At 40.4% G+C, this 18,301-nt stretch carries 20 protein-coding genes; 16 read left to right on the forward strand and 4 right to left on the reverse strand.

Features of this window, described 5'->3' with window-relative positions; translation table 11 throughout:
• The first annotated feature begins 35 nt into the window (after nucleotides 1-35).
• Together QFZ80_RS36190 and QFZ80_RS36195 are read left to right on the forward strand one after the other, a co-directional pair.
• Nucleotides 36-422 carry a DUF6597 domain-containing transcriptional factor gene (locus QFZ80_RS36190; protein WP_307550420.1) on the forward strand — a complete coding sequence of 129 codons (387 nt, stop codon included), beginning with the start codon at nucleotides 36-38 and terminating at the stop codon, nucleotides 420-422.
• A 932-nt stretch (nucleotides 423-1,354) separates the two neighbouring features.
• The gene (locus QFZ80_RS36195; RefSeq protein WP_307550418.1) at nucleotides 1,355-1,828 is read left to right on the forward strand and encodes an NUDIX domain-containing protein; all 474 of its coding nucleotides are present in this window, start codon (nucleotides 1,355-1,357) and stop codon (nucleotides 1,826-1,828) included.
• A gap of 563 nt (nucleotides 1,829-2,391) precedes the next feature.
• On the opposite strand, the gene QFZ80_RS36200 is transcribed toward QFZ80_RS36195, so the two are convergent.
• On the reverse strand, nucleotides 2,392-3,429 hold the full coding sequence (locus QFZ80_RS36200; protein WP_307563423.1) for a DUF3231 family protein: 1,038 nt from the start codon (nucleotides 3,427-3,429) through the stop codon (nucleotides 2,392-2,394).
• 584 nt (nucleotides 3,430-4,013) lie between these two features.
• On the opposite strand from QFZ80_RS36200, the gene QFZ80_RS36205 reads away from it, so the two are divergent.
• The 7 genes from QFZ80_RS36205 to QFZ80_RS36235 all read left to right on the forward strand — a co-directional run bounded on the left by QFZ80_RS36205 (nucleotide 4,014) and on the right by QFZ80_RS36235 (nucleotide 8,349).
• Nucleotides 4,014-4,211 (forward strand): hypothetical protein, encoded by a 198-nt coding sequence (locus QFZ80_RS36205; protein WP_307563425.1) that lies wholly within the window; start codon nucleotides 4,014-4,016, stop codon nucleotides 4,209-4,211.
• Entirely contained in the window at nucleotides 4,189-4,716 is a 528-nt protein-coding gene (locus tag QFZ80_RS36210; protein ID WP_307563427.1) for a hypothetical protein, read from the forward strand. The genes QFZ80_RS36205 and QFZ80_RS36210 overlap by 23 nt, the downstream gene beginning before the upstream one ends.
• Nucleotides 4,706-5,257 carry a hypothetical protein gene (locus QFZ80_RS36215; RefSeq protein WP_307563429.1) on the forward strand — a complete coding sequence of 184 codons (552 nt, stop codon included), beginning with the start codon at nucleotides 4,706-4,708 and terminating at the stop codon, nucleotides 5,255-5,257. Before QFZ80_RS36210 ends, QFZ80_RS36215 begins: the two co-directional genes overlap by 11 nt.
• A gap of 142 nt (nucleotides 5,258-5,399) precedes the next feature.
• Complete coding sequence (locus tag QFZ80_RS36220; RefSeq protein ID WP_307550415.1) at nucleotides 5,400-5,741, forward strand: hypothetical protein; 342 nt, start codon at nucleotides 5,400-5,402, stop codon at nucleotides 5,739-5,741.
• A 240-nt stretch (nucleotides 5,742-5,981) separates the two neighbouring features.
• Nucleotides 5,982-6,554 carry a hypothetical protein gene (locus QFZ80_RS36225; protein ID WP_307550413.1) on the forward strand — a complete coding sequence of 191 codons (573 nt, stop codon included), beginning with the start codon at nucleotides 5,982-5,984 and terminating at the stop codon, nucleotides 6,552-6,554.
• 275 nt (nucleotides 6,555-6,829) lie between these two features.
• Complete coding sequence (locus QFZ80_RS36230; RefSeq protein ID WP_307550412.1) at nucleotides 6,830-7,360, forward strand: hypothetical protein; 531 nt, start codon at nucleotides 6,830-6,832, stop codon at nucleotides 7,358-7,360.
• A gap of 323 nt (nucleotides 7,361-7,683) precedes the next feature.
• On the forward strand, nucleotides 7,684-8,349 hold the full coding sequence (locus tag QFZ80_RS36235; protein WP_307563431.1) for a hypothetical protein: 666 nt from the start codon (nucleotides 7,684-7,686) through the stop codon (nucleotides 8,347-8,349).
• A 23-nt stretch (nucleotides 8,350-8,372) separates the two neighbouring features.
• On the opposite strand, the gene QFZ80_RS36240 is transcribed toward QFZ80_RS36235, so the two are convergent.
• From QFZ80_RS36240 to QFZ80_RS36250, 3 genes are all read right to left on the reverse strand, one after another.
• Entirely contained in the window at nucleotides 8,373-8,663 is a 291-nt protein-coding gene (locus QFZ80_RS36240) for a hypothetical protein (RefSeq protein ID WP_307550408.1), read from the reverse strand.
• Nucleotides 8,664-8,681: 18 nt separating this feature from the next.
• Nucleotides 8,682-9,998: an ArsB/NhaD family transporter gene (locus QFZ80_RS36245; RefSeq protein ID WP_307564322.1), complete on the reverse strand. Its 1,317-nt coding sequence runs from the start codon at nucleotides 9,996-9,998 to the stop codon at nucleotides 8,682-8,684.
• Nucleotides 9,999-10,285: 287 nt separating this feature from the next.
• Nucleotides 10,286-10,858: a GbsR/MarR family transcriptional regulator gene (locus QFZ80_RS36250; RefSeq protein WP_307550406.1), complete on the reverse strand. Its 573-nt coding sequence runs from the start codon at nucleotides 10,856-10,858 to the stop codon at nucleotides 10,286-10,288.
• 232 nt (nucleotides 10,859-11,090) lie between these two features.
• On the opposite strand from QFZ80_RS36250, the gene QFZ80_RS36255 reads away from it, so the two are divergent.
• From QFZ80_RS36255 to QFZ80_RS36285, 7 genes are all read left to right on the forward strand, one after another.
• Nucleotides 11,091-12,314 carry a quaternary amine ABC transporter ATP-binding protein gene (locus QFZ80_RS36255; protein ID WP_307563434.1) on the forward strand — a complete coding sequence of 408 codons (1,224 nt, stop codon included), beginning with the start codon at nucleotides 11,091-11,093 and terminating at the stop codon, nucleotides 12,312-12,314.
• Nucleotides 12,292-13,122: an ABC transporter permease gene (locus tag QFZ80_RS36260; RefSeq protein ID WP_307564324.1), complete on the forward strand. Its 831-nt coding sequence runs from the start codon at nucleotides 12,292-12,294 to the stop codon at nucleotides 13,120-13,122. The genes QFZ80_RS36255 and QFZ80_RS36260 overlap by 23 nt, the downstream gene beginning before the upstream one ends.
• A gap of 5 nt (nucleotides 13,123-13,127) precedes the next feature.
• Complete coding sequence (locus QFZ80_RS36265) at nucleotides 13,128-14,015, forward strand: glycine betaine ABC transporter substrate-binding protein (protein WP_373460457.1); 888 nt, start codon at nucleotides 13,128-13,130, stop codon at nucleotides 14,013-14,015.
• A 263-nt stretch (nucleotides 14,016-14,278) separates the two neighbouring features.
• Nucleotides 14,279-14,848 carry a CBO0543 family protein gene (locus QFZ80_RS36270; RefSeq protein ID WP_307550404.1) on the forward strand — a complete coding sequence of 190 codons (570 nt, stop codon included), beginning with the start codon at nucleotides 14,279-14,281 and terminating at the stop codon, nucleotides 14,846-14,848.
• Nucleotides 14,849-15,035: 187 nt separating this feature from the next.
• Nucleotides 15,036-16,316 (forward strand): ArsB/NhaD family transporter, encoded by a 1,281-nt coding sequence (locus QFZ80_RS36275; RefSeq protein ID WP_307563436.1) that lies wholly within the window; start codon nucleotides 15,036-15,038, stop codon nucleotides 16,314-16,316.
• 20 nt (nucleotides 16,317-16,336) lie between these two features.
• Nucleotides 16,337-16,615, forward strand: a complete 279-nt coding sequence (locus tag QFZ80_RS36280) for a hypothetical protein (RefSeq protein WP_307550402.1) — start codon at nucleotides 16,337-16,339, stop codon at nucleotides 16,613-16,615.
• Between the two features lie 475 nt (nucleotides 16,616-17,090).
• Entirely contained in the window at nucleotides 17,091-18,242 is a 1,152-nt protein-coding gene (locus QFZ80_RS36285; protein WP_307563438.1) for a glycerate kinase, read from the forward strand.
• Nucleotides 18,243-18,301 lie beyond the last annotated feature (59 nt).

An 18,301-nucleotide genomic window follows, 5' to 3' on the forward strand; every position in this document is an offset into this window, starting at 1 on the left:
TTAAAACCAATTGGATATTTGAGGGGGAGCAGGCGATGAATGAGTTCATGACGGATACGACCCATGGTTATGTCCCTTTGCAGCCTGAAATAGAGCGGCATACGGCTGATTATCAAGAATACAAAGCGCATGGCGACGCGCGCCACATCCCCGCTTTATTTTATCAATTTCGCTCCAAAAGCGTGGGATCTCCAGATTTCGTCGCGATTCCGGACGGTCATGTGGACATGTTATTCAGTTGTGACGCTAGTCAGCCTAACATCCAGGTGTACGGCTCCGTGCTTTCCAGACACACGATCACCTTGAAAAGAAATACCGTTTACTTCGGTGTTCGTTTTCTCTCCCTACATGTAACAGGTAGATCGAAGATTGATATGAAGGATTTGATTAATCAATCTTGTCCATTATCAGATTTCGCTTAATCCCTTCATGAAGACGCTCGTTCCATCTGCTACGTTCTTGAGCAAAAGTGTTGTAATCAACAAGTTGGAGACGCTCTAATTCATTTTCCTGTTGAAGAGTATCGTCAACCAACACAACAAACTCTCCACTTCAAAGGATGTAATCATTCCAACTACGGCGTCCTGTCATCCGGCGATGGCGGGTTTTAGTTTGACGAAAAAAGCGTTCATGATCGTTATTCGTTCTTGGGACATGTAAAACTAATTTGAGTTGGCTAATCCTCGGTGAGTTTGTTAAAGAAGAGAATAACGTACATACAATAGATTTGTTTCAAACAGTGATTAATGAAAAAGAACTGAAGTTAATTGAGCTATTCAACAAATTATCGGACAGTGATATGGATGAGATTATGCTTTTTATGGAGTTAAAGATTGGGAGATATCACAAATAACTCTTACTACATAAAGTTGAGTTACTCTAGCCGCTTGTGATTTCAAGTACCAACGAACTAACGCTAACATAATGTTGGCAGACAATAAAGTTTCGAAGCAATTAGGCGTTCACTTTACTGGGTGAACGCTTTTTTTAGCAACAGGAGGAAGTGATTATGCTAGATGAATGGAATCTATTGTTATTAGGATGGGGTTATAATGTGATGGCTCCCCCGGCGATTAAACTAACGGGCAGTTACGCTAATGCGAACGGAGGGATTTATGCTTGACTCTATAGCAATTTGGTGGGTATTATTACAATGTAATGTTGATTAAGGAGAATTGGTGATGTTTAATTTGACCTTAAAACAATCTCATCATCATGAAAAGCGTTAATTCATCCCTCAAAAAATAGGGATGGGTTAACGCTATTCGCGCTTCCCATCCTGCGATAAAAACGCGCAGGACTTAGGGTCTAGCGCGTTTTTTATTTTTGTTACAATAGAAAAGGAGGAATTAAAATGGCAATCATGACAGACTCAAGGGGTAATGTTTTTTTGGATTTTATAAGAATCGAGTATGATAAACTCAATGCAATTATACTGGATGCTCCCTTAACACATGCTCTAATCGTGGTGAGGTGCCAAGGTAAGTACCTTTTCTTGAACAATAAGTGGAGAAAGAACTGGGAACTGCCAGGAGGTGTCATTGAACCGGGAGAGAATGCTCAACAATGTGTAATTAGAGAATTACTTGAAGAAACCAATCAGAATATCAATATGGTTGAGTTCAAAGGTCTAATGAAGTTTAGACTTCAGCCAAGTTTTCATGGCCCTGAACGGACAGAATATGGGGCTTTGTTCATGGGGGAACTATGCCTACTTGAAGATTTTGTTGAAAACGATGAGGCTTCTTCAATTATCCTTTGGGATGGTACATCAGAGATTGGTGATATCGCTGAGATAGATAGGAAGTTAATTGAGTTCATTTTATGATTCAGCTATCGCAGAACGATAGCTGAATAGAATCAATCGGTAGCCAGACAGAACAAACGGCTGTTTTTTGTATTACGCTCCCTCGGCGAACTATAGCTTAATAGACGCGGCTGCCGGTATGAACGGTGGCCGCGTTGTGTTAACGGGCCTGGCTGTCCATAGAATATGCTCTAAACTATCGCAGAAAGGCTTCATGAACAGGGGACAGTTTGCCGTGGATCAACCGAAATTCACAATTAAATATTTGTTACATAATTGAAATCTTATTTTCATGTGGCATTAATCATTCAAGCTTATAATAAAAGTCGACCCCCTTTAAAATATAAACTTAGACCCTCAGCACGTAGCTGTGGGTCACTTTTTATTATTAAGCTAAATTGAAGTTTATCAAGAGGGGGGAATAAAGAGGAAGATGGTTCCTGCAACTGATTCAGACTAAGGATACATACGAGAACATGACCATCATATATAGTGAACTTAATATTGCCACAAATAAAGGGAAATGAAATATACATACTAAGGAACCAAGTCGCGGTTGGTTCTTTTCTCAATTACATTAACGATTATTTTTCAGACGCTAACTTATCTCTATTAACAGCAAAGGGTGGTTGTTCCATCCATCCGTTCTCAATCAAAATTTTCGCTGCATCTTCAACAAATGATGAGATTTTCATTAATGACTTTGCATAGAGGACTCCCATATCATGTCTTCCGTTTACAGCCGCAGAATTTCCAAACGCTCTAATTTTCATTGAAAACATGTCAATCTTATGAAATAACATTAACTTATCTGAAAATGGAGAAAACGTTGATGTTGTAACCAAATGGTCAAGAAATGATGGTGAAGGTAGATTTTCATTATGTAGTTTTTCCATATACTGTTCAATGCTTTTATGAGTCAGATCCTTACCTTCTATAAACAATTTTCGAATCTTTTCCGATTTTACTACTTGGCTAAATGCCATGATTAATGCTTTGCTTGTTGCATTATTTTCAATATTATCATACAAATGGGCAATTTCTAATGCGTGTAAAGGACGTACATGTCCCAAAAAACCATTTAAAAAACCTTGATGAACAAATTCCACTTTATCTGGAACTGGAATAATAGGTGGTTTGATGATTAATCCCTTATTCATTAATATATCGTTGATTTGTTCTATCAAAGCCATTGTGGAATCCATACAATAAATAAAAAACTCTTTTACATCCTTCCTATAAACAAGCGGTACGGCTACGTTATAAATACTCATTCCTGCTTTAGCTGCATATTTCAAGTAATGAACATAGTATTCATCTTCAAATAAACGAGGAGCACCAAGGTTAACGTCTTCTTCTGAAAAACCGTTAGGAATTGGGAAGTTTTCTTTCTTAAAAATATCTTTCGTTGTTTTCATGAACTCTACGCTTAATTTTAATGCATTCTCTAATAAAGTTTTGATCTCTTCGTCTTCAACGTGTTGAAGGTAATAGCTTAATATACATTTTGACATGCTGTTTCCCATGTATGTTGCCCAAAGTTTACCCATTTCTGCTGATGTTAGTTTTTCACTGATATTCGATTTAGTTGAACCAAGCTGAATGGGTTTAATTATTTCCATGATAAAAACTCCCTAATTAATTTTTGATTAGTATTTTCCTCCATTCGAAATCATATTCCGAACGCAATATTGAGATTGGATTGGAAGTATTGCCTGAGAAAGGAGGCTGCCGAATTACAGGCATGCCTTGTTAACTGATCCGATAAAATAAAAAAGCCACTAAGTTATTTATCTTTATCCCAATGACCTCAAATGCATGCACCCTCTACATTTATACTAAATTGTCGGATGACAAGAATATCGTCAGATTGCCGACAAAGTCACAAAATAAATATTCGAAGGACATCTAATCCCAATAATTGCTTTAGCAATTGTTCTATTGAGTATGTCAGGTAGAAATAAAAGATGAAGTTCATGTGGAAGGTAGCAACTTTGACACAGTTCAGAATTTCATTCGGTGGATAGACTCTGGCAATCAATGCCTTCGTTACGCTAACGGATAACGTTAGTTCAATAAACATAAGGGAGAAGGCTGCCGACAGCATGTAACTGACTTTATATTTGATTGAACATACTTAGACTGAGTAAATTCCCAAAATAATGGGCAGTGCTAATGGAAAATGATTTCCAGAAGGTGAATGCTTATGTTTTTTCGGAAATTCGTAGTAACGATTGTATTCTTAATTTCGGTATTTCAATTGGCAGATCCAGCTTTTGGTTCGAAGCAGGTGCCGGCGAAAGTTTCTTTTATGAGGGATGGCAACGTGTGGGTATTTGTGAATGGTTACGGAGATTCAGGTATCGAAATCGGGAAAGGCGATGGGCCCGGAATGGTCAGTTGATGGAAAGTTACTCTCCTATGTTGAAGAAGATAAAGCGGACCCACCTCAGCAGAGCATTCATATCTATGATGTCACCGCCAAGAATACAATAAAAATTTATAAAAGAGGGTATTTTCCGAAGTGGTCTCCCCGCGGCGACATTCTTGCCTATAAAGATGGTACCACTCTAAATGTTTCTGACCTCAAGCAATTCAATAATGCTGCACTTGGAGTTGATGGATATGTCTGGACTCCTGACGGTAGCGGATTTATTTTATCGAAAAGTGGCGACCTTACGCCTGAGGGATGGACCGGAGCGACGCTTTATAAGAAAGTCCTGCCGCAAAATTGGGCGGAGGCGAGCTATTCGGTGAATGTTGAGAAATTTTTTAGCCTGCCTAATGAGATATCAAGTAACGGCTCAAAGATTATTGCGGTCTATCCAAGTGATTTTTCATACTCGCGCGAGCGGCCGCTGGCTTTCTTTCGTTGTATCGCCTACGGCATCTTGGTCAATGGACAGTAATATGGTTTGTACGATCTCCGCGGCCGGCCGTCATTTTGATGTGTTGGATGAGATCATTCTACAAGTCGGAAAGCCCAAATGGGCGCCATCTAAAGACATATTAGCGTATATTGCAGGTGGGGGAAGACTTGTTTTTGGTTTTAAGGATAAAGATTTAAAAACGAAGGAGTTTCCTGCGTTCACAACCTATACGCCTGAGAACTACGCCGACTTGGATTTTGCTTGGAAGGATGACAATACGATCTTTGTCTCCCGAATTAAAGAAGCGGAATGGTCGAATGATTTTTCTAAGCATCCTCTTCCGGCTTTATTTGTTATAGACACCGTCTCGGGTAAACAAACCCAAATTACGAGTCCGCCGGAAGGATATGCCGATTATAGTCCGGATTACATACGTTCGGCCGATAAAATGATTTGGATACAACGAAAATATCATTATCAAGACGCTAATATATGGATTGCCGATCCTGACGGAACTAACGCATATCTATGGCTGAAAAATGCCGATTCACCGGTGATTTATTCTCCGAAGGACTCTTAACGATAGAATCGTTCGACTAACGAGAAACTTTAGCTGCATAGACTCAGACAAACAAAGCAGGCGCCTCCGCGAACTGCTTTGTTTATTATGGGACGGGCAGGATCGCTTAATAAAACGTAAGCTATGATGAAAGGGTGAGTATATGCTTGAACCTAAAAGAATGATGCAATTTACCATTGTTGATATTATTGAAAGGAAAATAAATTTCACAAAAACGAATAACATATTCGATAAATTAGAGTTTCAGTATAATGATGAAGGTGAGCTGCTTGCTTACAATGAAATGCTGGTTGATGTGAAACTAATGGACGAAAACGAATTTGTAAACAAGTATTTAGGCATTATTCGTATGCTGACAGTACAATTCGAAAACAAGGTAATTAGTGATGAAAGGGAAACAGAAAAAATGTCTGGATATAATAATGCAATTGTCTCCATTTTGAGGTGCATAAACCCTATATATGAGTTCGATATAAATGGTTAAAAAGTATTACTCAGGAATTCACACTTTATATTCAACTAACTGGGAACAATAGTTCAATCACGACATGACGGCAGCCGGCACACGATCGGCTGCCGTTGACCGTTGAAGTAACGGGCAGGAAAGTTCCAATATGTGGTAAAATTATAGTGAAGTTGTGATCTGAACCAACGTGGCAACCAATCGCAAATAACTAATTGAGCAAGTAGGAACAGCAAATGGGGGGGATTTAGGCTGAGCAAGTTGATTATTATCATATCTGTCGTCGCCTTAACGTTTCTAGGGGGCTATGAAGGGACAAAAATCGAAAAGCAACAAGCACAAGGAGAGGAGCAGATCGGGTCGAAGTCGGAGGTGACCGAAGGAGATTTTGTATATCGACTCATATCAGGAAAATCAACTTATTCACAAGGTGAGAAGGTGGATCTATACGCAGAATTGGAATACGTAGGTGAAGGTAAGGAAATCGAAATCGCCCACGCAGCTTCTCCGTTTTATTTTCCGATTACAGAAAAGACAAGAGGATTTGAGATCATCTATATGATGAACATGCCTCGCATTGTTACCCTTCTTAAGAAGGGAGAGCCTCTAAGAGAGCGCTACAGGGGTGGAGGCGGTTACAGGTCTGAAGATCCGAAGGAATACGTTGATTTTATTAAAGAAGTAGCTGAGTCTTACCGTGCAAGCGGTTCACTCCCTTGGGGCGAGTATGAAGTCTCCGGAGTAGCCCGGTTCACTCCACTACATGGATCGGCAAAGGAAGAGATGAAGGAAATACAGATAAAAGCAAAGGTTGCATTTAGAGTAGATAAGTGAGGGTCGATTAAACCGAGGGACGAAGAACTATAGTTCAATGAACAACGACAGAAGGCTGCCGATAGCAAATGATCGGCAGCCTTCTGTCAATTCATACAGTGGAATTTCAAGGGAAATGATTAAGAAAAGGTAGTTAACTTATGAAATTTAGTGATTTAATGGAGTTTAAGGGTATCCAGAAAGTATAAGTGACCCCAAGATTTTTTCGGATGAAACGAATAAATTTAGGAACCAGGAATAACACTACAAGAAAAATGATATGGGGTTCAAATGACATGAATGGGATTATTCTCTGGTCTTTACTGATATTACCTTGGGCGTCCTTGTTGTTTTTGAAAATGGATACTGTACGCAGGTATATGCCTGTCGCCTTGTTTATGACCGTCATCCATACCTTGGCTTATCAAGCGGCTTACCATTACGGATGGTGGGAAGAGACAGGTTCCAGTCTGTTCGGGTGGGATAAAGTCATCCCGGTTCCTTGGGTGTATGGAGCATATTTGGCTATTGTTATTTGGGTATTCCGCTTTACTTTCGGGAAATTGTGGTTATATTTGATTGTCAATGTCCTTTTGGATGGGCTATTTATGTACATCGTTTACCCGATATGGCAACGGATGGGGCTTGTTTCGAGTGAATCGACTTTGCCTACAATAGCTGTTATTGCGATGATGGTCGGTTTTGCGTTGATCATTTATCTGTATCAAATGTGGCAAGATGAAGTGTTCAAGGAGCCGAGAGCAAAACACAAAAATGACCAAGAATTGAATTGGCGTCCCCTACATCGGAGAAAGAAAGCGAGGTAACCGGAAACACGAAGATTTAGATTTCCTTTTGAGAAGAAAATATACATCAAACTTAAACGGGTAACTATAGTTGAATGACGAAGCTGCCAGCACAATTGATTAGATCGCTACTAATATCAAGAGTCCTGCTCCGATCCAACCGGATACTTTCATACAAAAAGATATATCTTGTTTACTAAGCGGAACGAATACAATGATTATAGCAATTTAATCACCAACCACTAAAAGGTGACTTTAAAATCTTCGTGTTGATAAATTTAATTTCGCTTTTCCTTGAATAAAATCTCCTGAATAACCAGAAACTGTTGTTAGGAGATGATAACATGTTTACAAAGATGATTCTAACCTTGTTAGTATCGTTCTCTAGTTTGATACCAATGACAGAGAACACAGAGATATCTAAACGTTCCCAGAGGGTTCTTCAGAACATTCGTGCAGAGAGTGAAAATACCTTGCAAGTAAAATGGAATACTGTAACGCAAACGCCTGAATTGCTTTCTGGGAATTTAACCAAGCCCTCAGCGCATTCGCCGGGATGGATTACATACAATTACCTCGATAAGATCAAAACAATGTATGGTCTGAAGCATGTAAATAAAGACTTGAAAATAATATCAGTTGATAAAGGCACTACCTCCATAAAGGTTGTCTTGCAAAGACAACTCTTCAAGAACTCTGTATGCGGTAATCAGTTAATTGTAGAGTTAGACTCCTCTGGAGTAGTGAAGCGTATAAATGGCATACTTCACGCGGACTTAGAAGAGAAACGCTTGGGTAGGCCTATGTACCCCGCGGTATCTGTCGAGGAGGCGAAACGAATAGCCTTAACCTACGACGATTCTCTTAAGGAAAGTAAATCAGTAAACGTAGAATCATGTTACCTGCCGACTAGAGAAGGTGTTCCTCTTGTTCATGTCCTCACCTACGAGAGAGAAGGGCGCCAAGTATCAATCATGATTCATTCACTTACCGGAAGAGTTGTTGAATAGTATGCCATTACAGGAACTCCCTATTATGGGAGTTCCTCTTTCCATTCTACTTTTGTTAATAAACGACATTTCATGAGTTGAAGGATGAAGTCTCCGTAATAATCTTTACGGACAACGACACGATATTCGTGGTCAGAGTAGGTATAGACGAAAACATCGGTAATGACATCGTTCGTTTCAAAAATTTTCTGAATGTGCTTCATTGTAGTGAAGAACGAAGGTGAGAGAACTCGGATAGAGAACTCGATGTCATTCATAATCTCTATCTCCTGGATGTCTATAATATCAGGATTCCACTCATAGACTAATTTCACAGTTCATTCCTCCTGCATTTATATTAAATATCGGAAATAAATGTAGATATTAGCCAATACAACGGAGAGCAGCATAAGTGGAAAACCGTATTTCATAAACGTAACAAATTTAATCGGGTGTCCTTCTTTACCGGACATGCCAGCTACGATTAAGTTTGCGCTTGCCCCGATTAGCGTACCGTTACCGCCAAGACAAGCCCCTAATGCAAGACTCCACCACAGCGGCTCTAGATTCTCAACTCCCATATTCCCCATTTCCTGAATCATAGGGATCATCGTTGCGACAAAAGGTATGTTGTCCAGGAACGCAGACGCGATTGCACTGAGCCATAGAATCAACATGGACGTCGCAACGGGATTCCCGCCCGTAAGTTCAATGGCTTGTGCAGCTAATTTGGAGATGATGCCAGTTTCCACCAGACCGGAGACTAAGACGAACAGCCCGACAAAGAAGAAGATGGTGGTCCATTCGACCTTCGTGAAAGCTTCTTCCATGGCATGCTCGCCAGTCAGAAGCAGCAACAGGAATGCCCCTGCTAAGGCTACCGTTGCCGACTCAAGGTGAAACAGTTGGTGGAGAAAGAACCCGACAATCGTAAGTCCCAGAATGGAGAGGCTTTTGGTTAGCAATTTGTGGTCGGTGATTACTTCTTTCTCATCTATGCGCATAATGCTTTGTTTCAGCTCTGGAGTGGTCTGAATTTGCTTGCGGAATAAAAACACGAAGATCGGTATTGTGACGGCCATAATGACAACGACAACAGGAGCTAGATTGTTGATGAATGCCATAAAAGTCAATTCCTTGACAGCACTTCCGATCATGATGTTTGGCGGATCACCAATTAATGTCGCGGTGCCTCCGATATTAGATGCAATTATTTGAGTGATCAAAAAGGGGATCGGATTTACACGTAATTGCCGCGTAATGCTGAACGTAACAGGCACCATGAGCAGTACGGTTGTCACGTTATCAAGGAAGGCCGAACCAATCGCCGTGATAAGCACGAGTGACACTAGGATTCTGACGGGATCACCTTTTGCCTTTTTTGCCGCAATCAGTGCAATATACTTAAATAACCCGGTTTCAGCTGTAATACTAACAATAATCATCATTCCGATTAAAAGCCCTAAGGTATTAAAGTCAATGTGATGCATAGCCGATTCCTGATCAACAACGCCGAGAACGACCATGAGGACGCCACCGATCATAGCTACGATCGTGCGATGAATTTTTTCGGCGATGATCATTCCGTACGTGAGAAGAAAGATACCAATTGCCAAGATTGCTTGCTGTTCCATAGTTCCTCCTAGATTTTCATCATTTGTTAATACTATTCCCTATAAATGCAAATTGTTGTGTGCTCCTTTCTAGGCATAAAAAAAGAGCCCAACCAAGGGCTCCTATGTCGAAAAAAGAATAAAAGGAGCCCTTGGTGACAGGCTCCTCCAAAACGCAGCAATATTTAGTTAGTTTATTATTATGATCAAGCAAACCACCGTATACACTTGTAACTTAAATTTACAATGATCTTTCATTTATGTCAATACGCGAAGGCATTAAGAAAGAAAGAGCAAAAGCGAATAAAGAAGCTGGACGAGCTTCTGAGTCAACAAACGGAAAACTAGTCGTTGATTTTAGGCGGGTCTTTGGGTACTAAGCTAAAAATGTCGCCCGTTTCAAATGAATCAATGAGTCGGTCCAACCATGTATAATATCGAATAGCTTCATCAATTTTCTCGAGATCAACTTTAAGGACCTCTTGTAGTGAAATTTCATGAGGAAATTGATTGTAGAGATTCAAAAGCTCTACTTTTGATTTGCGAAGAGAACTAAGATTGATCTCTAATGCTTTACGCCACTTTAACCCGAAGTAATCCGCAAAGGTTTGAAACCAGTCCATTTCTACCTCGTAAAGATCTTTTCGTGAACCTTTTTCCCACACTTTATTGACCATCTTCAAATCAACCAGTGTACGCACGCCTGTGCTCATACTGGTTTTACTCATTTCCATGGCCTCTCCCATTTCGTCTAATGTCATTGGACTATTCTGGAAAAAAAGAAGTCCGTATAAATGACCGATTGACTGGGTGATGCCATAAAGATCCATATTTTTACCGATGGATTCAATGACACGTTTTCGAGCTTTTTGTATGATGACTTCTTGTTCTGAATTTATTCCTTGTATATGTTCCATAGCATCTATTCACCCTGCCTTTTTGTTTACATCGCTATTGTAAGAAACAATTTTAATAAAGTAAAGAAAGTCATTAAATAGGATGATAAAGCGTATAGGAGATAAACGACATTTTTGTACAGTTATTTCTGTATAAACGGTATAAACAGAATTTATTGTTGACATAACTGAATTTATTTCTTTACACTATAGAAGATAAAAGGGATTAACTCATACAGAAAGGAGTGAGCGTATGACTATAATTGATGTGCATCAGGTGACAAAAATTTTTGGGCCTGATCCCCATTCTGCTCTTTCGTTACTGACCCAAAAACAGTCAAAGGAGCAGATCTACAGGGAAACGAAGCATACAGTGGGTGTCAACGAAGTCAGCTTTTCGGTACAATCGGGTGAAATATTTGTCATCATGGGGCTGTCAGGCAGCGGGAAATCAACTTTGGTTCGACTGCTGAACAGATTAATTGAACCTACGAAAGGAAGCATATCCATTCATGGCAAAGATATTGTAGGTATGAAGGATGAAGAGCTTCGTCGTGTAAGAAGAGAAAGCATTAGTATGGTGTTCCAGAAATTTGCATTATTCCCGCATAGAACCGTTGCTCAAAATGTGGAATATGGATTAGAAATCCAGGGTATAGGGGTAAAGGAAAGACGTACAAAGGCGATTGAAGCTTTGGGGCTTGTTGGACTGCAGGATTGGGCAGACAGTATGCCTTCTCAATTAAGCGGCGGCATGCAGCAAAGAGTAGGTCTTGCCAGAGCGCTAGCTAATGACCCTGATATTCTCTTAATGGATGAAGCCTTTAGTGCCTTGGATCCACTAATTCGGAAGGATATGCAAGATGAGTTATTGGAACTTCAAGATAAGATGAAAAAAACGATTGTTTTCATCACGCACGATTTAGATGAAGCACTTCGCATTGGTGACCGAATCGCCCTTATGAAAGATGGAAGCATTGTCCAAATTGGGAAGCCGGAAGAGATTATGATGAACCCAGCCAATGAATATGTAGAGAGGTTTGTAGAAGATGTAGACTTGTCCAAAGTATTGACGGCATCTTCGGTCATGCGTAGGCCGGAAACGGTAGGAATTGACAGAGGTCCGAGGGTTGCTCTTCAGCTCATGAGTGAAAACGGTATTTCCAACTTGTTCGTCGTTGATCGCGGAAAAAAATTAATTGGCGTCATAACCGCAGAAGATGCATCTGGAGCCGTGCGATACGGAAAAAATCTGGAGGACATTGTTATCCGAGATGCGCCGACAGTTGTACCAGATCAAATGTTATATGAGTTGTTTGAGATATGTGGGACCTCCAAATACCCGATAGGTGTCGTCGACGAGAATAGGCGAATCTTAGGCGTTATTGTTCGTGGAGCTGTTCTTGGAGCGCTCGCTGGTCAACCGAATGCTAAAGAGGAGGTAAAAACGATTGATCCCAAAGATACCGTTAGATGAATGGGTCGAAAAAGGTGTGGATGTACTTGAATCAAACTGTGCTTTCTTATTTCAAATAATCTCAGATTGCATCGAAGGCAGTGTGAATGCTTTTTCTTCCTTTTTTCACTTTTTTCCAGCCCTTCTGTTTATTACATGGATTACGATATTGGCTTATTACTTGGGTAGGTGGCCGTTTGCCGTATTTTCTGCTACAGGTCTATTATTGGTCGATAACTTAGGCTATTGGAGCCATACAATGGACACACTGGCACTAGTTATGACTTCCTCTCTCATATCCATTCTCATTGGCATCCCACTTGGAGTCTGGTGTGCACAAAGTGAGAAGGTTCGGAATTTCGTTACTCCCTTAATGGACTTCATGCAAACAATGCCGGCATTTGTGTATTTGATCCCAGCAGTCACTTTCTTTGGTTTAGGCGTAGTACCAGGTGTGATCGCATCCGTCATTTTTGCCGTACCACCTACTATTCGACTTACTAACTTGGGGATTAGGCAGGTTGCCGAGGATTTAGTAGAAGCAGCAGATGCATTCGGTTCGACAGCAACTCAGAAATTGTTCAAGCTTCAATTCCCGCTAGCTATGCCTACGATTATGGCTGGAATAAATCAAACCATCATGCTTGCACTTTCAATGGTAGTTATTGCTTCTATGATTGGTGCCCAGGGTATTGGGGCGGATGTATATCGTGCTGTTACTCAAATTAAAACAGGTCAGGGTTTTGAAGCAGGCTTGTCTATTGTCGTATTGGCTATACTGCTTGATAGAATGATGCAGTACATACTGAAGAAAAAAAGGAGTGTATAAATATGTTGAAAAATACAGCTAAATCTATCATGCTGGTGATTTTAACCTCACTACTAATCATTACTGGGTGTTCTAAAGTAGCATCATCGGATGCTAGTATAGGGAATAAGGTTAAACATGAGATCGTAGGTATTGATCCTGGAGCAGGATTAATGAAGCAAACCGCGCAGGCATTGAATGATTATGACCTCAAGGATTGGAAGCTTGTGGAGGGCTCAAGTGCAGCGATGGCTGCAGCTCTGGACAAGGCTTACAAAGACAAGGAGCCTATTATTGTGACCGGGTGGACACCACACTGGATGTTCGCTAAATATGATCTGAAATATTTAAATGATCCCAAAGGTGTGTTCGGGAAAGACGAGCAAATACATACAATCGTGAGAAATGGCTTGAAAAAGGAAGCCCCTTCAGCATACACCATGCTAGACCGGTTTGAGTGGACACCCGAAGATATGGCGGTCGTTATGTCGGCTATTATTGAAGGGGAAAAGCCGGAAGAAGCAGCCGGTGGGTGGGTAAAGAATAATGCGACCAAAGTTGATAGTTGGGTGAAGGATCTGCCCCAAGAAAAAGGAAAGAAGCTTAAACTGGCTTATGTCGCGTGGGATTCTGAAATCGCTAGTACCAATGTTGTGAAAGCTGTACTAGAAGAGAAGCTTGGTTACAAAGTTGAGATGCTGCAAGTCGAAGCGGGACCTATGTGGGCAGGAATCTCAGATGGAAGCGCGGATGCCATGGTTGCAGCTTGGCTTCCTACAACACATAAAGATTATTTTGATAAATATGCTGGGAAAATCGAGGATTTGGGAGCTAACTTGAACGGCACCAAATTGGGGCTGGTTGTTCCGAAATATATGAATATCGATTCGATTGAGGACTTGAAAACAAAATAATTAGCTTATATTCTAAAGGATGACCAATACAAATCATATAACACTTATTTCAGGAGGAGCCAGAAAGCTAAGGGCTCTTCTTTTTGTTTTAACTAATTTCAATTATTAAGGATTATCTCTTATTTAGAGGTTTTTTTTGTTTTTGTATATTGCGTATAAACTAAGCATTTTGGGGTATGAGGGAGGTTTTTCTTGGAAATGTCACCGGTCTGGATAAAAATTTTCAATTAGTGGAAATCTACAAAATATAAGGGGTGTTAGTTATGACGGACAAACAACAGGAAGCTCTCAGAGAATTAACGAACAGCATATCAACAGTAACAAATGACTGGACCATGTATTGGAAGACCTATTCAAATATAGGAACATGGCAATTTTGGGTTGTAATGGCGTTTTTTATAGTGCCTTTAATTATCTTAGTTTTGAAAATGGATAGAAAAAAAGCTTTTCGTCTTGGGTTTTATGGTCTAGCCATTCATGTTATCGCAATTTATATAGATTCATATGGAACATCTCATAAAATGTGGGAATATCCATTTAAAATTTTTCCTTATCCTCCTGCAAGTTTCGGCTTGGATGCCTCTCTCATACCTGTTACATATATGCTTATGTACCAATGGACATTAAATCGTCATAAGAACTACTATGTATACCTTGGATTATTATCCATTGTATTTGCATTTGTGTTCAAGCCATTAATTTCTTGGTTGGAGTTGTTTCATTTGGTGGAATCAAGTTATGTTCAATTGTTTATTTTTTACGTTGTCGGTGGATTACTTGGTAAATGGCTGACAGACCTATTTCACCTTGCACAACATCGATCGGAAAGATAGGCGGATAGAGATAAAATTCTATTTGTTTAATGGCATATTGTTTACTTCGATATTAAAAACATGTATATTAACGATATATATTTTGATTTTCGGAGGAGCCTGTCATCAAGGGCTCTTTTTGTCTTTTTCTACATAATAAGTACTATTTTGGGTGATTCTTAATTAAGAGAAGTGACTGGGAGGAATTATGGAGCATCAAGCAATCTGGGCAATTGGTATCTTTTTAATTATTTATGGCATTATTATTTCTGAGAAAATTCACCGTACGATCATTGCGATGATTGGTGCAGTCTTGATGATCGTTCTAGGCATTGTTGATCAAGAAACAGCGCTACATCATATTGATTTCAACACACTTGGTTTACTCATTGGCATGATGATTATTGTGGGTATTACGGCTGAAACAGGGCTTTTCAAGTATGTGGCTCTAAAAGCTGCAAAAGTAGCAAAAGGTAACCCAAAAAGGATTATGGTAGCATTAGTGATTATCACAGCTGTTTGCTCTGCATTTTTGGATAATGTAACCACTGTACTTCTCATGGTTCCGGTTACTTTCAGCATTACAAGACAACTACAAGTAAACCCAATCCCTTTCTTGATTACACAAATCATCGCTTCAAATGTAGGTGGCACAGCAACTTTGATTGGTGATCCTCCGAACATTATGATCGGTAGCGCAGTTGAAGAGCTTACGTTTATGGCTTTTATCACTAATTTAGCTCCAATTGCCATCATCATTATGTTGGCATATGTCCCTTTGTTTGTCCTCCTATTTAGGAAGCAGATCAAGTCAACGCCTGAACTGCAGCGAAGTATTATGGATATGGATGAGAGAGCCATGATTACAGATCATAAGCTTCTAAGGAAATGTCTGCTTGTTCTTGGCCTTACAATAATAGGTTTCTTCCTGCATCAGAGCTTACATTTAGAATCTGCTACGGTCGCATTAACAGGCGCTTTTTTGTTACTTCTTTTGACGGGGGAGCATATGCTGGAGCATGCATTCCATAGTATAGAATGGACAACGCTATTCTTCTTTGTAGGATTGTTTGTGCTTGTTTCTGGACTAGTAGAAACCGGAGTCATAGCTAAATTGGCTGCGCAAGCGATAGAATTAACAGGAGGCAATTTGTTGGCAACTTCGATGCTGATCCTATGGCTAAGTGCGATTGCTTCTGCATTTCTTGATAATATCCCTTTCGTTGCTACGATGATTCCAATGATTCATGAGATGGGTAATATGGGAGTAAGTAACTTGGAACCGTTGTGGTGGAGTCTTGCCTTAGGAGCATGTCTTGGTGGCAATGGTACACTGATTGGTGCAAGTGCTAATTTAATCGTTGCGGGATTGGCAGCTAAAGAGGGCTATCCAATTACCTTTATCAAGTACCTCAAAGTCGGGTTTCCTTTAATGATTCTTTCAATCATTCTCTCGAGCTTTTATATTTACTTTAGATATTTGATGTAGGGAAAGGGAAGGTGTTTAGCATGCTAACGTATACGTATAATGATAAAGAATTAGAAATTAGTGAAACAGCAAATGGCCAGGATGTTGAATTTCGCATTCGTGTTATTGGTGATGGGTCTTTAGATAATAGAATTAAGGAAATACAATATGATTTTGAACATAATCACGTTTTAACCGATGTATTATTTTACGCGTTTTTGAATCATGAATATCAATTTATTGTTAGACAAGACTACTACTCGGATTTCATCCTATCTCTCATGAAGCATCGCCTTTTAATTAGTGTGAAATGGACTTAAGCATACGCGAATATGAGAGAAATTGAGTTAACGTTAGAAAATAGGAGTAATTATGCCCATTGTTGATATTTTAAAAGAGAAAGAACTTCATGACGATATGTTGAAAGAGACTTCAGATTCTCGGTCTACATAATATTTCCATCACAAGAGACGACACAACCATGATTTATAAGAGGTAGTTCTTCCAGGATTAAAAGTTGGAGGAACTCCTATTTTTTTACGACGGAACAATTAACTAGTAGGATCCCCTTTCCTTGTTGAATACATAAGGTAAAATATCGAACATAAAAAAGAAGTTTAAAAATATCAGCACAGCGAGGCTTTAAGCTAGCACTGATTCTATTCAAAAAAGAACGTCTAAAAGATTATGAAAACATGCTGCTATGTGTGATGATCTGATTGAAGCTCATGGTGACTGGTTGTCAAAATTTGTGTAAACTAAAAGTAATGTGAACGGAATAGGGGGCCTAGCAAAATGAAGGTGGTCATAGCTATCGATTCTTTTAAGGGCAGCGTTTCATCGATGGAAGGAAGCAGAGAAATCGCTTTAGGCATTAAAGAGGTTTACCCTAATGCGGATATTGTAAGTTTCCCTATAGCCGATGGCGGTGAAGGAACGGTAGAAGCGCTTGTAAATGCAACAGGCGGACAACTTCAATCTGTTAAGGTTACAGGCCCCCTTATGGAGCCGGCTCAGGCAACCTATGGAATAACAGGTAACGGAAAAACCGCCGTGATCGAGGTGGCGGCAGCCTGTGGATTGCCGCTAGTGCCTGAGGCATTCAGGAATCCGATGCTTACGACAACTTATGGAGTCGGTGAGCTCATTGCACATGCGATGGGGCAAGGCTGCCGTGAATTTGTAATTGGTCTCGGCGGAAGTGCCACGAACGATGCGGGTGTGGGGATGCTGCAGGCTTTAGGCTACCGTTTCAAGGACCAAGAGGGCAATGATGTCGGTCCAGGCGGGAATGCCCTAAGCATGATTCGTCGTATTGATTCGAACCATGCCTGTCCAGAATTAAGACAATGTGAGTTTAAGATTGCCTGCGACGTCAACAATCCACTGTACGGACCTAACGGAGCGGCTTATGTGTTTGCCCCTCAAAAAGGAGCAAATCCCGCAATGGTGGAGGAGCTGGATCGTGGCTTATACCTGTTTGCCGGTGTCGCCGAGCGAGAGCTTGGTGTAAATCTTCAAGACATCCCCGGAGCGGGCGCGGCTGGTGGACTTGGAGCGGCATTTGCTGCTTTTTTTAAGGCTGAGATGCAATCTGGTGTTGGGCTGGTGCTGGACAAGATCGGATTAAAGGAAAGCATGGCGGGGGCTGATTTCGTGATAACAGGAGAAGGGAAGCTTGATGGACAAACGTCGATGGGCAAGGCTCCATTGGGAGTTGCTGCGCTTGCACAGGCACAAGGCATTCCGGTTATTGCGTTAGCGGGTGGAGTTACTAAAGAGGCCTCGGTACTGAATGATCTAGGCGTTACTTCTTTTCATTCCATCATCACCGCTCCTATGTCTCTTGAGCAAGCCATGGATCCTATTGAAACGGGATATCATCTAAGAAGTACAACCAAGCAATTATTCAGATTAATTCAAGCAGTGAGAGCTGATGGAAAATAACGGAAAGTAAAAAACCGATCTCTTCTGATCCGTGAGGGGTTGGTATACTTGCATGATAG

This window comes from Paenibacillus sp. V4I7 (genome assembly GCF_030817275.1).
Lineage (GTDB): Bacteria > Bacillota > Bacilli > Paenibacillales > NBRC-103111 > Paenibacillus_E.

Bases quoted from the DNA above. Each gene is read 5' to 3' on its own strand.
- QFZ80_RS36190 (WP_307550420.1), top strand. From the start codon at position 36: ATGAATGAGTTCATGACGGATACGACCCATGGTTATGTCCCTTTGCAG.
- QFZ80_RS36195 (WP_307550418.1), top strand. From the start codon at position 1,355: ATGGCAATCATGACAGACTCAAGGGGTAATGTTTTTTTGGATTTTATA.
- QFZ80_RS36200 (WP_307563423.1), bottom strand. From the start codon at position 3,429: ATGGAAATAATTAAACCCATTCAGCTTGGTTCAACTAAATCGAATATC.
- QFZ80_RS36205 (WP_307563425.1), top strand. From the start codon at position 4,014: ATGTTTTTTCGGAAATTCGTAGTAACGATTGTATTCTTAATTTCGGTA.
- QFZ80_RS36210 (WP_307563427.1), top strand. From the start codon at position 4,189: ATGGGCCCGGAATGGTCAGTTGATGGAAAGTTACTCTCCTATGTTGAA.
- QFZ80_RS36215 (WP_307563429.1), top strand. From the start codon at position 4,706: ATGGACAGTAATATGGTTTGTACGATCTCCGCGGCCGGCCGTCATTTT.
- QFZ80_RS36220 (WP_307550415.1), top strand. From the start codon at position 5,400: ATGCTTGAACCTAAAAGAATGATGCAATTTACCATTGTTGATATTATT.
- QFZ80_RS36230 (WP_307550412.1), top strand. From the start codon at position 6,830: ATGAATGGGATTATTCTCTGGTCTTTACTGATATTACCTTGGGCGTCC.
- QFZ80_RS36235 (WP_307563431.1), top strand. From the start codon at position 7,684: ATGTTTACAAAGATGATTCTAACCTTGTTAGTATCGTTCTCTAGTTTG.
- QFZ80_RS36250 (WP_307550406.1), bottom strand. From the start codon at position 10,858: ATGGAACATATACAAGGAATAAATTCAGAACAAGAAGTCATCATACAA.
- QFZ80_RS36255 (WP_307563434.1), top strand. From the start codon at position 11,091: ATGACTATAATTGATGTGCATCAGGTGACAAAAATTTTTGGGCCTGAT.
- QFZ80_RS36270 (WP_307550404.1), top strand. From the start codon at position 14,279: ATGACGGACAAACAACAGGAAGCTCTCAGAGAATTAACGAACAGCATA.
- QFZ80_RS36275 (WP_307563436.1), top strand. From the start codon at position 15,036: ATGGAGCATCAAGCAATCTGGGCAATTGGTATCTTTTTAATTATTTAT.
- QFZ80_RS36280 (WP_307550402.1), top strand. From the start codon at position 16,337: ATGCTAACGTATACGTATAATGATAAAGAATTAGAAATTAGTGAAACA.
- QFZ80_RS36285 (WP_307563438.1), top strand. From the start codon at position 17,091: ATGAAGGTGGTCATAGCTATCGATTCTTTTAAGGGCAGCGTTTCATCG.